Origin of the sequence: Pseudomonas sp. 67(2021) (assembly GCF_017491835.1) — a bacterium.
Taxonomy (GTDB): Bacteria; Pseudomonadota; Gammaproteobacteria; order Pseudomonadales; family Pseudomonadaceae; genus Aquipseudomonas; species Aquipseudomonas atacamensis.
Genome location: NZ_JAFGYL010000002.1, coordinates 183,615 through 197,490 on the forward strand (window position 1 = coordinate 183,615; position 13,876 = coordinate 197,490).

Sequence of the window (13,876 nt, forward strand, 5' to 3'; positions counted from 1 at the left end):
ACGCCGATTTTTCACTTCGAATCAAACGAAATGCCAAGGAGTTGAACCATGAGCGACAACATCTTCACTGGTTGCATGCCGGCCCTGATGACCCCGTGCACCGCCCAGCGCAAACCGGACTTCGATGCGCTGGTGGCCAAGGGACGCGAGCTGATCGATGTCGGCATGAGCGCCGTGGTCTACTGCGGCTCGATGGGCGACTGGCCGCTGCTCACCGAAGCCGAGCGTCAGGAAGGCGTGGCGCGGCTGGTCGCTGCCGGGGTGCCGACCATCGTCGGCACTGGCGCGGTGAACACCCGAGAAGCGGTTTCCCACGCAGCGCATGCGGCGAAAGTCGGCGCGCAAGGCTTGATGGTCATTCCGCGCGTGCTGTCCCGTGGCGCTTCGGCGACGGCGCAAAAGGCCCACTTCGCCGCGATCCTGCAAGCCGCACCGAACTTGCCGGCGGTGATTTACAACAGCCCTTACTACGGCTTCGCTACCCGCGCCGATCTGTTTTTCGAACTGCGTCGCGAATACCCGAACCTGATCGGCTTCAAGGAATTCGGCGGCGGCGCGGACCTGCGCTACGCGGCCGAGAACATCACCTCCAAGGATGACGACGTGACGCTGATGGTCGGCGTCGACACGCAAGTGGTGCACGGCTTCGTCAACTGCAACGCTACCGGCGCCATTACCGGCATCGGCAACGCCCTTCCTCGCGAAGTGCTGCAACTGGTGGCGCTGAGCAAGCAGGCCGCGCAAGGCGATGCCAAGGCCCGGCGCCAGGCGCGGGAGCTGGAGTCGGCGCTGGCGGTGCTGTCCTCGTTCGACGAAGGTTGCGATCTGGTGCTGTATTACAAGCATCTGATGGTGCTCAACGGCGACAAGGAATACACCCTGCACTTCAACGAAAGCGACGTGCTGAGCGATTCGCAAAGACGCTATGCCGAGAAGCAGTATTCGCTGTTCCGTCACTGGTACGAAAACTGGTCCGCCGAGCAGAATTTCGCCTGACTACTACCTGCCGCGAGTCAAAACGATTCGCGGCAGGCCTCGCTCATTTCACAGGAAGACACCATGACTCTGACGGGCAACATGCTGATCGGCCAACAATCCGTGACGGGTACGCGTCCGGCCTTTCGCGGGATTGATCCGGCGACCAACCAGGCACTTGAACCGCAGTTCGCCGGGGCGTCAGCCGAACAGGTGGAACAGGCCTGTGCCCTGGCCTGGGCGGCGCAAGATGCGTACCGCGAAACCAGCCTGAGCACCCGTGCGGCATTTCTCGAAAGCATTGCCGAACACATCGAAAACCTTGGCGATGAACTGATCGAACGCGCCCACGCCGAAACCGGTCTGCCGCCTGCACGCCTTCAGGGCGAACGTGGCCGCACCTGCTCGCAATTGCGCCTGTTCGCCCGTTCCGTGCGCGCGGGTGAATGGCTGGACGTGCGCGTCGACAGTGCGCAACCACAACGCCAACCGCTGCCGCGCTCCGACCTGCGCCAGCGGCAGATTGCCTTGGGGCCGATCGCGGTGTTCGGCGCGAGCAACTTTCCGCTGGCATTTTCCGTGGCCGGTGGCGACACCGCCGCAGCACTGGCGGCCGGTTGCCCGGTAATCGTCAAGGCGCACAGCGCCCATCCGGGCACCAGCGAACTGGTCGGCCGCGCAGTGGCGCAAGCGGTCAAAGCCTGCGCTCTGCCCGAGGGCGTGTTTTCCTTGTTGTTCGATTCTGGCTACGAAGTCGGCATCGCATTGGTCAGCGACTGGCGCATCAAAGCCGCTGGTTTCACCGGCTCGCGCACTGGCGGTCTGGCCTTGATGAAAGCTGCGCAAGCGCGGCCGGAGCCGATCCCGGTGTATGCGGAAATGAGCTCGATCAACCCGGTTTTGCTGTTTCCCGCCGCGCTGGAAAATCGCGCGCAGGCGCTGGCCGAAGGGTTTGTCGCGTCGCTGACATTGGGCGCCGGGCAGTTCTGCACCAACCCGGGATTGCTGATTGCCCGCAAAGGCCCGGCGCTCGACGGGTTCCTCAGCGCGGTAGCGGAACTGATCCCGCGCAGCGCGGCGCAAACCATGCTCACGCCCGGCATCTTCGGTGCCTATCAAGCAGGCGTGACGGCACTGCAAGGCAATCCCCGTGCACGCGCGGTAGCGGTTGGCCAAGTCGGCGGCGGCCCGAATCAGTGTCAGGCGCATGTCTTCAGCACCGATGCAGCGGATTTTCTTGCCGATCAAAGCTTGCAAGCCGAGGTCTTCGGCGCGACAGCGCTGATCGTGCAATGCAGCAGTGACGAAGAAATCCGTCAGGTCTGCGCACATCTGGAAGGCCAACTGACCGCGACCCTGCACATGGATGACGCCGACCTTGCACTGGCGCGCACGTTGCTGCCAACCCTGGAACGCAAGGCCGGGCGCTTGCTGGTCAATGGCTGGCCGACCGGCGTGGAAGTCTGCGATGCGATGGTGCATGGCGGGCCTTATCCGGCGACCTCAGATGCGCGCAGCACTTCGGTCGGCACTGCGGCGATCCTGCGTTTCCTGCGGCCGGTGTGCTATCAGGATTTCCCCGACAGCTTGCTGCCGACGGCGCTGCAACAGACCAATCCGCTCAACCTTCGGCGCATGCTCGATGGCCACCGGGAAGCGACACGCCATGGCGAATAATCCTTCGCACGACATCGCCGTGGTCGGCGCCGGGATCATTGGCGTGGCTTGCGCACTGCGCCTGGCGCGTCAGGGTTTGCGCGTGGTGGTCATCGATCAGCAGGAACCGGGGCACGGCGCTTCGTTCGGCAATGCCGGGCATCTGGCCACCGAGCAGGTGTTTCCGATTGCTGATGTTTCGATCCTCAAGCGTTTGCCGGCCATGCTCATGGACCCGATGGGGCCGCTGCGCCTGGACTGGAAATATCTACCGCGCGCCCTGCCTTGGTTCACCCGGTTATTGCTGAATCTGCGGCCTGAACCTTTTCAGAAAACCGTCGCCGGCCTGCGCGCGCTCAATGAAAGCAGTCTCGACGCGTGGCAGCGCTTGCTCAGCGATATCCAGCGCACGGATCTGCTCAAGGTTGACGGCTCGTTACTGGTCTTCGAAAAACCTGAATCGCGGCAATTGCTCGAAGCCTTGCAGGCACGCCTGCATCAGCAGCAGGTGCCGGTAGATTTCTGGCAGGCCGGGGCGATCCGCGAAACGGCGCCGCAACTCAGCGAACAGATTCAGGGCGGACTGTTTTTCCCGCGCACCGGGCATTTCCTTGATCCCTATCGGGTGGTCTGCGCACTGGTCGAAGCGGCTCGCAGCAGCGGCGTGAGTTTTCTAAAGCAGCAGGTTCAAGGCGGCTACGTGCAGGAAAACGGCGTTTTATTGGTGACGGGCAACGGCGGTGTGACGGCCAGCCGCGTGTTACTGGCCTGCGGTGCGCATTCGGCGACACTCACCGCCGCGCTGACCGGCAAGCAAGTACCGTTGGACACCGAACGCGGCTATCACCTGATGCTGCCGCACGAGCATGATCGCCTGCCCTTCCCCGTCACCTCACTGGAACGCAAATTCATCATGACGCCCATGCGCGATGGCCTGCGCCTGGCCGGCACAGTCGAGTTCGCCGGGCTGGAGCGGCCAGCAAACATGGCACGCGCCTGGCAATTGCAGCGCCTGAGCCAAGGTCTGTTTCGCAAGGACCTGAACGCTGATGCCGCGACACCGTGGATGGGCTTTCGCCCGTCGCTGCCGGATTCCCTGCCAGTGATCGATCAGGTTTGCGCCGGCAAGGTCTTGCTTGCCTTCGGTCATCAGCATCTGGGACTGACGCAGGCGGCGGTGACGGCGGAATTGATCGGGCAGATGGTCTCAGGCGCGGCCGGCGAGTTGCCGAATGCCGACGCCTACCGACTGGCGCGTTTCTAAGCGTGCTTCAGCGCGCCGCCGTGATGCATGGCCAGGTGGCCGGTCTTGTCGCTCTTGACCTCGTACTGCGGCGCGTCTTTCGAAGCCGGCCGGTGGCGGCCCATGAACTCGGTATCGCGAGTGTGCACCTTGACCACTTTGCCGTGGATCTCGCCGGCCTCGGAATTCCAGCGCACCGCTTCGCCGACCTTGAATGAACTGCTCATCATTGCGTCCTCGCCTCTGGCTGTTGATTTATGGAGCCGCGCGCGTCGGAGAAATTCCGCTTTTTTGCGAGGCGACCGAAGGCAGGCAAAAAAATCGAACGGCGAAAATCGCCCGCACCTCCAACCTGCACAAGCCGTAGAAAACGGCCATGACGAGGTGTGAGATGAATAACGATCAAGGCAAGCAAGGTGACGATCCGCTCCCAACCACGCCCGACCCGCTGAGTCCGGGGCGTACCGAGGTCGATCCGATGAAGGAACGCGGCATCGACGAGCTACCCGACAACGAAGGCGAAATCCCGCTGGATGATGACAGTACCGGCCTGGATCCGGAGCGCGTACGTCAGGAAACCGATAACGCCGAGATGGACGACCAGCCCAATCCGCGTTGAGCCTGAAACGGCAGCTATACGGCTGCCTTTCGGTTGCGCAATCGACAGCAGAATCAGGCAAGCATTTCACAGAAATGCACTACCTCGCGCTCCGACCCAGGCGCAACAATGGGCGTCCGACAACCCCATGGAGGATGCTCACATGCTCGTACAAGCCTACGGCGCCCACGCTGGCGACAAACCTCTTGAACCGATGCAGATCAACCGCCGTGCCCCGGCGGCGCACGACGTGCAGATCGATATCGCCTTCTGCGGCATCTGCCATTCCGACTTGCATCAGGTGCGCGCCGAATGGGCTGGCACGCAATTCCCCTGCGTGCCCGGCCATGAAATCGTCGGCCGCGTCTCGGCGGTTGGCGATCAGGTCAAAAACTACAAGGTCGGCGATCTGGTCGGTGTCGGCTGCATCGTCGACAGCTGCCAGCACTGCGATGACTGCGAATCCGGTCTGGAAAATTACTGCGACGGCATGATCGGCACCTACAATTTCCCGACCCCGGACGCACCGGGCTGGACCCTCGGCGGCTATTCGCAAAACATCGTCGTGCACGAGCGCTATGTGTTGCGCATCCGTCATCCCGAGGCGCAACTGGCAGCCGTCGCGCCGCTGCTCTGCGCCGGCATTACCACCTACTCGCCGCTGCGCCACTGGAACGCTGGCCCCGGCAAGAAAGTCGGCGTGGTCGGCATCGGTGGCCTGGGTCACATGGGCATCAAACTGGCCCACGCCATGGGCGCCCATGTCGTCGCCTTCACCACCTCCGAATCCAAGCGCGAAGCGGCCAAGGCACTGGGCGCGGACGAAGTGGTGGTGTCACGCAATGCCGAGGAAATGGCGGCACACACCAAGAGCTTCGACTTCATCCTCAATACCGTCGCAGCGCCGCACGATCTCGACGCGTTCCTGGTTCTGCTCAAGCGCGACGGCGCGTTGACCCTGGTCGGAGCGCCCGCATCGCCGCATCCGTCGCCGAACGTGTTCAACCTGATCACCAAGCGCCGCACCATTGCCGGCTCAATGATCGGCGGCATTCCCGAGACTCAGGAAATGCTGGATTTCTGCGCCGAGCACGGCATCGTTTCCGACATCGAGTTGATCCGCGCCGACCAGATCAACGAGTCCTACGAGCGCATGCTCAAGGGCGACGTGAAATACCGCTTCGTCATCGACAACGCAACCCTCGCCGGCTAAGCGCCAACGTCCATCGGCAGCGCCGTGCTGCCGATGGCTTGAGGGATTCCATCGGCGCGATTTGACAGCGCCCGCGTTGCTCGCCAGAGTCGCACCCCTTTTTCCACCGCTGGGTGAACAGGGGTCGCCGTTGAACCAACAGACATTGTCCATGCGCCTTGAACGCGTCGCCGCTCACGTGCCGGTCGGCGCACGACTGGCCGATATCGGTTCCGATCACGCCTATTTGCCCGTTGCCCTGATGCGCCGAGGACTTATTACAGCGGCGGTGGCTGGCGAGGTCGCGTTGACGCCATTCCACGCAGCGCAACGCACCGTCAATGACAACGACCTGCACGGCCAGATCAGCGTGCGTCTGGCCGATGGCCTGGCGGCGATCAGGCCTGACGACGGCATCAGCGCCATCACCCTGTGCGGCATGGGCGGCGAAACTATTCGCGATATTTTCGACAGTGGTAAAGCCCATCTCAGCGGCCACGAACGCTTGATCCTGCAACCCAACGGCGGCGAGCAAGCGTTGCGCCAGTGGTTGATGGATAACGGCTACCGCATCGTCTGTGAAGAGGTGCTGCATGAGAACCGCTTCGACTATGAAATCATCGTTGCCGAGCGCGGCTCTGATCCGGTGACTTACGATGCCAGGGAACTGTTTTTCGGTCCGCTGCACCTGCAAGCACGCTGCCCGGCATTTCTGCACAAATGGCAACGCAGGCTGAAGCAGCGGCAGAAGACGTTGGGGCAGTTTACGCGAGCGCAACAGACGTTGCCGGAGGACAAAATTCATGCGCTGAAGCAAGAGATGCAGTGGATCAGCGAATTGCTCGGGTGACTGTGCCGCCGTCTTCGCGAGCAGGCTCGCTCCCACAGGAAATTGCATTCTCCTGAGCAAACACAGTCAACTGTGGGAGCGAGCCTGCTCGCGAAAGCGCTGGGTCAAGCTACAGAGCAACCAAGTTGGCTGCAGCCGTCGGAAAAACAAAAAGCCTGCTGTTAATAGCAGGCTTTTTCGTGGGTGATGAACTTACTTCTGCTGCGTCAGCGCCGAGTAGCTGTTCATCAGGTTGCGGTAGTTGGGAATGCGCTGCGACAGCAGGTTACCCAGGCCTTCAATGTCGTTGCGCCAGTCGCGGTGCAGCTCACAGGCCACCGAGAACCAGTTCATCATCTGCGCGCCGGCCTGAGTCATGCGACTCCATGCGGCTTGCTGCACAGTGGTGTTAAAGGTGCCGGACGCGTCAGTCACCACAAACACATCGAAACCTTCAGCCAATGCTGACAGGGTAGGGAACGCTACGCAGACATCCGTTACCACACCGGCAATGATGATCTGCTTGCGACCGGTGGCCTTGATCGCCTTGACGAAGTCTTCGTTGTCCCAAGCGTTGATCTGACCTGGGCGAGCGATGTACGGCGCGTCCGGGAACATTTCTTTCAACTCCGGTACCAGCGGGCCGTTCGGGCCTTGTTCGAAGCTGGTGGTGAGGATGGTCGGCAGGTCGAAAAACTTGGCCAGATCCGCCAGCGCCAGCACGTTGTTCTTGAACTCGTTCGGCGAGAAGTCCTGCACCAGCGAGATCAGACCGGTCTGGTGGTCAACCAGCAGCACGATAGCGTCGTCTTTGTTCAGGCGGTTGTAGGTTGGAGTGGTCATGGTGTGCGTCCCTTTTCAAGTTTTGAAGTTTGTTGTTGCGTTCAAGTTGGGTACAGATTACTGACGCACAGCAAAGGGATAAATCGGCTGAAAAGCGTTTCACCGTCCACACAAACGGGACAATCATTCGAGGCCCGCTCTGATTAGATACACCACAGTACAAATGATGTACCTCAGCCCCCATTTATCAACTCGGCACAACTTCCTAAAGTCTCCTCCAACAGCCACCCGCCATCCCGACGGGCCAGCGACAGAGGAAATCATCATGAGCACATCGAAAAAAGTAGTTGTCATCACCGGCGCTTCGCAAGGCATTGGTGCAGGTCTGGTCGAAGGCTTTCGCGCCCTTGGCCATCAAGTGGTCGCTACCTCGCGCTCGATCAAAGCGTCGAGCGACCCGGATGTTCTGACCGTCGCCGGCGACATTGCCGATCCGCAAACCGCCGAGCGCGTGATTCGCGCCGCTGTCGCCCGCTTCGGTCGCGTCGATACGCTGGTCAACAATGCCGGGATCTTTCTGGCCAAGCCGTTCACCGCTTACAGCCAAGCGGACTATGCCCAGGTCGTGGCGACCAACATGAGCGGCTTCTTCTACATCTCGCAACTGGCCATCGCCGAGATGGAAAAACACGGCAGCGGCCACGTCGTTAGCGTGACCACCAGCCTGGTCGATCATGCAATCGACGGCGTGCCTTCGGTATTGGCGTCGCTGACCAAGGGCGGCATCAACGCCGCGACCAAATCCCTGGCCATCGAGTACGCCAAGCGCGGGATTCGGGTCAACGCCGTGTCGCCGGGCATCATCAAGACGCCGATGCACGCCGAGGAAACCCATCAGGCATTGGGCAGCCTGCACCCGGTCGGCCACATGGGAGAAATCGACGACATCGTGCAAGCGATCCTCTACCTCGACGGGGCAAATTTCGTCACTGGCGAAATCCTGCATGTCGACGGTGGCCAGAGCGCCGGCCATTGATCGAAACCCTGCAACGCCGCCGGTGGATACCGGCGGCGTCGTTGGTTGTGGTACACAGAGGAGGAACGTCCGTCGATCCTCGGTGCGAGCCACAATGAAACGCCATTTTGAAGATTTGCAGTTAGGCAGTATCGAACTGTTCTGCCTGGCCGCCGAAGCCGGCAGCTTCACCGCCGCCGCGCAACTGGCCGGGGTCACGCCGGCCGCAGTGAGCCGGTCGATTCTGCGTCTGGAGCAACGCCTGGGTTCGCGACTGTTCGCGCGCACCACGCGCAGCATCCGTCTCACCGACGCCGGACGGAGCTTCTTCGAACAGTGCAGCCAGGCGCTGACGCAACTGGTCGAAGCGCAGCAGGAAGTCATGGGCGCGCAGACTTCGCCATCGGGTCGACTGCGCATCAGCCTGCCAACCACCTACGGGCATCACCGCATCCTGCCGCTGCTGCCGAGATTTCGCGCGTTGTACCCCGAGGTCACGGTCGACGTGCACTTGGGCAACCGCAATATCGACTTCGTTGAAGAGGGCTACGACCTGGCGATACGCGTGCGCGCGCAGCCGGACTCGACGCTGATCGCGCGCTTGCTGGAAGACGCCGCCCTGGTGGTGGTCGCCGCCCCCGAATATCTGCATAGAGCCGGCACGCCGCAGACGCTGGACGATCTCATCGCGCATGAGTGCATCCAGTTCGAATTGCCCAGCAGCGGGCGGCGGATTTCCTGGCTGTTTCAGGAAAACGGTCGAGACCTGGAAGTGATCTCCGACGGTGGCTATTCCTGTTCCGACGATGTGCTCGGCGGTGTGACGCTGGCCAAGCACGGCGCCGGGCTGTTTCAGACTTACCGTTTCATCGTCGAGCAGGAACTCGCCGATGGCCGCCTGATTGAAGTGCTGCAACCGTACGCCGGACGTTCGCGCCCCTACACCCTGCTCTACCCGCACGGCCGCTATGTGCCGCAGCGGGTGCGGGCGTTTGTGGATTTTCTGCTGGGGTTTCGTGAGCAATGGGCAGGACCCGCGCGGTAATCAACCGGTCTGACGCAGGCGGCTAAGTTCCTTGGACGGCGGGCAGCCGAACTGGCGGTTGTATTCGCGGCTGAACTGCGAAGCGCTTTCGTAGCCGACGCGGTAACAGGCGCTGGACACGTCCAGCCCTTCATTGATGATCAGCCGCCGCGCCTCTTGCAGGCGCAGCTGTTTTTGATATTGCAGCGGGCTCATCGCGGTGACGGCTTTGAAGCGGTGATGCAGCGCCGAGTTGCTCAGGTTGGCCACCTGCGCCAGCGCGTCGATACGCAGCGGCTCGGTGAAATTCTTGTTCAGCCAGTCGATAGCGCGCGTGACCCGGTGGGTCTGCGAATCGCTGACGGCGATTTCATACAGCAGATGCCCGTGCTGGCCGCGCAGCAGACGGTAATACAGCTCGCGCAAAGCCATCGGCGCGAGCATGCCGATGTCGCGCGGGTTATCCAGCAGGCGCACCAGACGCAGCATGGTATCGAGCAATGTCACGTCGATCTTGTCGAGAAACATCCCGCGCCCGGCGTCCTGTGGCATGCCGGTCAGCGGCGATTCGGCTATCAGTTGCGTCAGTTGCGCCGGATCGAAATCCAGCCGTACGCAAAAATACGGCGCCTCGGGCGAGGCTTCGATCACCCGTCCCGACACCGGCAATGTCACCGACACCACCAAATAATTCAGCGGGTCGTAGAGGAAGCGTTCGTCACCCAGCCCGACTTCCTTGCGCCCCTGCACGATCAGGCACAGCGCCGGCCGGTGCACAACGTGAATCAGCTCGGACGGGCCATCGAGACGGATCACATGCAGTGGCGCAATCGCGGTTTCGTAGGTGCCCGGCGCGTCAAAGCGTTGAGTCAGCAGGCGCACCAGTTCGGCGCGATACACCGCCGTATCGTGGAGGATGGAAGCGTCGTGGTTATCCATGCAAAGGGCCTCGAAAGCAGACGAAGGTGGGTCAACTGCGGAGGAAGATTAGCCAGTTTTATCCAGCGGCGACTAGATCAAAGATGCTGCAGATTTGCCTGATTCTGCGTGCTCGTCTTACTGGCAAAGCCATGGGCGCGTTATCACACGCGCCCTTGGCTTCTCACCCGACTATCAACCCGCCGTAACCGTCATGCCGCCATCGGCCATGACCACCGAGCCGACCATGAAGCTGGCGCGGTCGGAGGCGAGGAAGGTGACGATTTCGGCGATTTCTTCCGGCTGCGCCGCCCGACCGATTGGCGCCGCTTCGCCGTGCTGCGCGAGGAAGCCCGGGCCGTCCTCGACCACATCGTTGAGAATATTGGTCACCACATCGCCGACGCCGATGGCATTGACGCGAATGCCGTGTTCAATGACTTCCAGGGCCAGCGTGCGGGTCAACTGTGCCAGCGCGCCTTTGGAAGCGGTGTAGGCGGCAATGGTCGGAAAGGCAAAGTACGACGCATAGGAAGCGATATTGACGATCGCGCCGGACTTGTTCGGGATCATCGCCTTGACCGCTTCGCGGCAGTGCAGGAAGGCGGCCGTAGCATTAACTGCCTGGATCTTTTCCCAGTCGTCGCGGCTCATGTCGATCACTGCTTTGTTGATAATGATCCCGGCGTTGTTGACCAGAATATCCAGGCGCCCGAACTGCTCGACGGCAAGGCCGACTGCGCGTTCGGCGGCGCCGTCCTCGGTGATGTCCGCCACCAGCGGCACCAGATCGGGACGAGCCAGTTCTTCGACAGCCGGGTTGAGGTCTTCGGCAATCACCTTGGCGCCGCGAGCGTGCAGCATCAGCGCAATCGCCTTGCCGATGCCACTGGCCGCGCCAGTGACCAGTGCTACTTTACCGGCGACTTCTTGTGGCAGGGTGTGGTTGAAATCAGTCATGGTTTTAACTCCTCGATAGCGAATCGGTGTTGCGCCTGATGGCGCGGTCGTAAACACGGCTTCACTGTCGCGCACTGTCCGCCGCCGGGCTTTCGGGTGATTGCCGGGACTGTCGGAGTTTTGCGCTGGAGTTTCTCGTTCGCCCGCCCTAACCTTCAAAATCATTCGCAGCCAAAGCTTTTCATGGAGCGTTCTGTGCCCTCTGCCAGCCCCGCTACACCGACAATCAGCCAGCCCGCGCGCATCGCCGCCGAAGCCATGCCGGAGCATCTGCCCGGTGTTGCGGAAACGACCACGCCGCGGCCGCAGATCAAGGATGCGGTGGTGCAGCTGTTCCGCCATCAAACTCTGCTCGAACCGATCCGCGTGCCCTGCGTGGCCGAACCGCTGCTGGTGCTGGTATTGGCCGGCACTGCCCGGGTCGAAGAACGTTCGTTGGGCGGAGAATGGCAGGCGAGCCAGGTCACGGCGGGCGACTTCTTCCTGACCAACACCCGCGAACCCTATGAAATGCGCTGGCAAACCCAAGGCTGTGAGGTCTTCGAAGTCATGCACCTCTACCTCGGTCTGGGCCTGATCGAACAAGCGGCGCGCGAAGCGTTCGGCGAACAGGCCGGTGCAGTGACGTTTGTCGATGTGTCCGGTGCGCGTGACGAGCAGGTCAGCTTCATTCTTGAGCAACTGCGCATCGAACTGACCGAACAGCGCCAGCCCAGTGCACTGCTGGTACACAGCCTGGCTCAGGCGTTGGCGATCCATTTGCTGCGGCACTATCTCGACCCGGACAGCAACCCGCGCCGCGACAACGCCCTGCCCGCCTACAAACTGCGCCGGGTGATCGAAGCCATGAATGCGAATCTGGCGGAGGATTTCAGCCTCAGTCATCTGGCCGCCATCGCCGGGCTGAGCGACTACCACTTCAGCCGCACCTTCAAGCGCGCCACCGGTTTATCGCCCTCGCAATACTTCATCCGCCTGCGCATGAGCCGCGCGCGTCATCTGTTGCTGGAGACCGCACGCAGCGTGATCGACATCGGCCTGGAGGTTGGCTATTCCAGCCCCAGCCACTTTTCCCAGGTGTTCCGCCGTGAAGTCGGCGTCACCCCGAGCGCCTACCGCGATGCGCCACGCGGGGCCTGAAACCTGTCGAAAAGCGATGCAGCAGAATTGGGCAAATCCCGTGGAGGAATCGATTAATAGCCCATGAGCCGCCGCACTTAATCTTCTTCCAAGCCCACTCAAGGGCACACAGAAGAGGACGACATCATGCTGAACATTCAAAACAAAGTGATCGTGATTACCGGCGCCAGCAGCGGCATCGGCGAAGCCACCGCACGCCTGCTCGCCGAACGTGGCGCCAAAGTGGTGTTGGGTGCACGGCGCACCGAGCGTCTGGCAGTGATTGCCGAAGAGATCAATAGCGCCGGTGGCCACGCGCAGTTCCGCGCGCTGGACGTCACCGATCAGCAGGATGTGCAGCGCTTCGTCGATTTTGCCGTCGAGCATTACGGCCGCGTCGATGTGCTGGTCAACAATGCCGGCGTGATGCCGTTGTCGCGGCTGGATGCGCTGAAGGTCGATGAGTGGAACCGCATGATCGACGTCAACATCCGTGGCGTACTCCACGGCATCGCCGCCAGCCTGCCGTTGATGCAGCGCCAGCGCGCCGGGCAGATCATCAACATCGCCTCGATCGGTGCTTACGCGGTGAGCCCTACTGCGGCGGTGTACTGCGCGACCAAATACGCCGTACGGGCGATTTCCGAAGGCTTGCGTCAGGAGGTGGGCGGCGATATCCGCGTCACCGTCATCGCACCGGGCGTGACCGAATCGGAACTGGCCGAGAGCATTTCCGATGAAGGCGGCCGCGCCGAGATGAAGTCATTCCGCAAGATCGCCATCCCCGCCGAAGCCATCGCCCGCGCGATTGCGTATGCCGTCGAACAACCGGCGGATGTGGACGTCAGCGAACTGATCGTGCGTCCAACCGCGAGCCCTTATTGAGACCAGGAGTCAATCTGTGGGAACGAGCCTGCTCGCGAAAGCGCTGGGTCAGGCGAATATGATGCTGAATGCACCGCCGCATTCGCGGGCAAGCCCGCTCCCACAGGGTGGTTGTGGCACCACCAAATCATTGGTCAACACGGAAAAATTGTGGGAGCGAGCCTGCTCGCGAAAGCGCTGGTTCAGGCGAATATGAAGTTGAATGTGACGCCGCCTTCGCGAGCAGACTCGCTCCCACAGAGGTGGTAGCACCACCAAATCATTGGTCAACACGGAACATTGTGGGAGCGAGCCTGCTCGCGAAAGCGCTGGATCAGCCGGCAAAGATGTTGGATGTACCGCCGTCTTCGCGGGCAAGCCCGCTGCCACAGGGTTTGGTTGCACCACCAAATCAATGGTCAACACGGAACATTGTGGGAGCGAGCCTGCTCGCAAAAGCGCTGGATCAGCCGGCAAAGATGTTGAATGTACCGCCGTCTTCGCGGGCAAGCCCGCTCCCACAGGTTTTTTGTGGCACCACCAAATCATTGGTCAACACGGAACACTGTGGGAGCGAGCTTGCTCGCGAAAGCGGTGGATCAGCCGGCAAAGATGTTGAATGTGCCGCCGTCTTCGCGAGCAGGCCCGCTCCCACAGAGGTTGTAGCACCACCAAATCATTGGTCAATATGGAACATTGT

At 61.6% G+C, this 13,876-nt stretch carries 14 protein-coding genes; 10 read left to right on the plus strand and 4 right to left on the minus strand.

Features of this window, described 5'->3' with window-relative positions:
* Positions 1 to 48: 48 nt before the first annotated feature.
* The 3 genes from J5M66_RS04455 to J5M66_RS04465 all read left to right on the plus strand — a co-directional run bounded on the left by J5M66_RS04455 (position 49) and on the right by J5M66_RS04465 (position 3,895).
* On the plus strand, positions 49 to 996 hold the full coding sequence (locus J5M66_RS04455) for a dihydrodipicolinate synthase family protein (protein ID WP_110599051.1): 948 nt from the start codon (positions 49 to 51) through the stop codon (positions 994 to 996).
* A gap of 63 nt (positions 997 to 1,059) precedes the next feature.
* A complete protein-coding gene (locus J5M66_RS04460) occupies positions 1,060 to 2,652 on the plus strand; it encodes an aldehyde dehydrogenase (NADP(+)) (RefSeq protein WP_207807290.1) in 1,593 nt (530 codons plus the stop codon).
* Entirely contained in the window at positions 2,642 to 3,895 is a 1,254-nt protein-coding gene (locus J5M66_RS04465; protein WP_207807291.1) for an FAD-dependent oxidoreductase, read from the plus strand. Before J5M66_RS04460 ends, J5M66_RS04465 begins: the two co-directional genes overlap by 11 nt.
* Here the strand turns inward: J5M66_RS04465 and J5M66_RS04470 are convergent.
* Positions 3,892 to 4,101 carry a DUF2945 domain-containing protein gene (locus J5M66_RS04470; RefSeq protein WP_207807292.1) on the minus strand — a complete coding sequence of 70 codons (210 nt, stop codon included), beginning with the start codon at positions 4,099 to 4,101 and terminating at the stop codon, positions 3,892 to 3,894. The genes J5M66_RS04465 and J5M66_RS04470 overlap by 4 nt on opposite strands.
* 164 nt (positions 4,102 to 4,265) lie before the next feature.
* Between J5M66_RS04470 and J5M66_RS04475 the strand changes: the two genes are divergently transcribed.
* From J5M66_RS04475 to J5M66_RS04485, 3 genes are all read left to right on the plus strand, one after another.
* Positions 4,266 to 4,493, plus strand: coding sequence for a hypothetical protein (locus J5M66_RS04475; protein ID WP_056784730.1), 228 nt, complete (start codon positions 4,266 to 4,268; stop codon positions 4,491 to 4,493).
* Between the two features lie 142 nt (positions 4,494 to 4,635).
* Complete coding sequence (locus J5M66_RS04480; RefSeq protein ID WP_207807293.1) at positions 4,636 to 5,685, plus strand: NAD(P)-dependent alcohol dehydrogenase; 1,050 nt, start codon at positions 4,636 to 4,638, stop codon at positions 5,683 to 5,685.
* 130 nt (positions 5,686 to 5,815) lie between these two features.
* Positions 5,816 to 6,514 carry a tRNA (adenine(22)-N(1))-methyltransferase TrmK gene (locus J5M66_RS04485; protein WP_279381458.1) on the plus strand — a complete coding sequence of 233 codons (699 nt, stop codon included), beginning with the start codon at positions 5,816 to 5,818 and terminating at the stop codon, positions 6,512 to 6,514.
* A gap of 192 nt (positions 6,515 to 6,706) precedes the next feature.
* Here the strand turns inward: J5M66_RS04485 and ycaC are convergent, their stop codons facing one another.
* Complete coding sequence (gene ycaC, locus J5M66_RS04490) at positions 6,707 to 7,336, minus strand: isochorismate family cysteine hydrolase YcaC (protein WP_016774235.1); 630 nt, start codon at positions 7,334 to 7,336, stop codon at positions 6,707 to 6,709.
* Between the two features lie 265 nt (positions 7,337 to 7,601).
* On the opposite strand from ycaC, the gene J5M66_RS04495 reads away from it, so the two are divergent.
* The gene (locus J5M66_RS04495; protein WP_024012515.1) at positions 7,602 to 8,312 is read left to right on the plus strand and encodes an SDR family NAD(P)-dependent oxidoreductase; all 711 of its coding nucleotides are present in this window, start codon (positions 7,602 to 7,604) and stop codon (positions 8,310 to 8,312) included.
* A gap of 94 nt (positions 8,313 to 8,406) precedes the next feature.
* On the plus strand, positions 8,407 to 9,336 hold the full coding sequence (locus J5M66_RS04500) for a LysR family transcriptional regulator (protein WP_207807295.1): 930 nt from the start codon (positions 8,407 to 8,409) through the stop codon (positions 9,334 to 9,336).
* Here the strand turns inward: J5M66_RS04500 and J5M66_RS04505 are convergent, their stop codons facing one another.
* Together J5M66_RS04505 and J5M66_RS04510 are read right to left on the minus strand one after the other, a co-directional pair.
* Positions 9,337 to 10,254 carry an AraC family transcriptional regulator gene (locus tag J5M66_RS04505; protein WP_073475257.1) on the minus strand — a complete coding sequence of 306 codons (918 nt, stop codon included), beginning with the start codon at positions 10,252 to 10,254 and terminating at the stop codon, positions 9,337 to 9,339.
* Between the two features lie 174 nt (positions 10,255 to 10,428).
* Positions 10,429 to 11,193 (minus strand): SDR family oxidoreductase, encoded by a 765-nt coding sequence (locus J5M66_RS04510; protein ID WP_016774231.1) that lies wholly within the window; start codon positions 11,191 to 11,193, stop codon positions 10,429 to 10,431.
* A 258-nt stretch (positions 11,194 to 11,451) separates the two neighbouring features.
* Here J5M66_RS04510 and J5M66_RS04515 point away from each other — a divergent pair, with 258 nt between their 5' ends.
* Together J5M66_RS04515 and J5M66_RS04520 are read left to right on the plus strand one after the other, a co-directional pair.
* Positions 11,452 to 12,333, plus strand: coding sequence for an AraC family transcriptional regulator (locus J5M66_RS04515; protein ID WP_207807458.1), 882 nt, complete (start codon positions 11,452 to 11,454; stop codon positions 12,331 to 12,333).
* A gap of 126 nt (positions 12,334 to 12,459) precedes the next feature.
* Complete coding sequence (locus tag J5M66_RS04520) at positions 12,460 to 13,197, plus strand: SDR family oxidoreductase (protein WP_123441665.1); 738 nt, start codon at positions 12,460 to 12,462, stop codon at positions 13,195 to 13,197.
* The last annotated feature ends 679 nt before the right edge of the window (positions 13,198 to 13,876 follow it).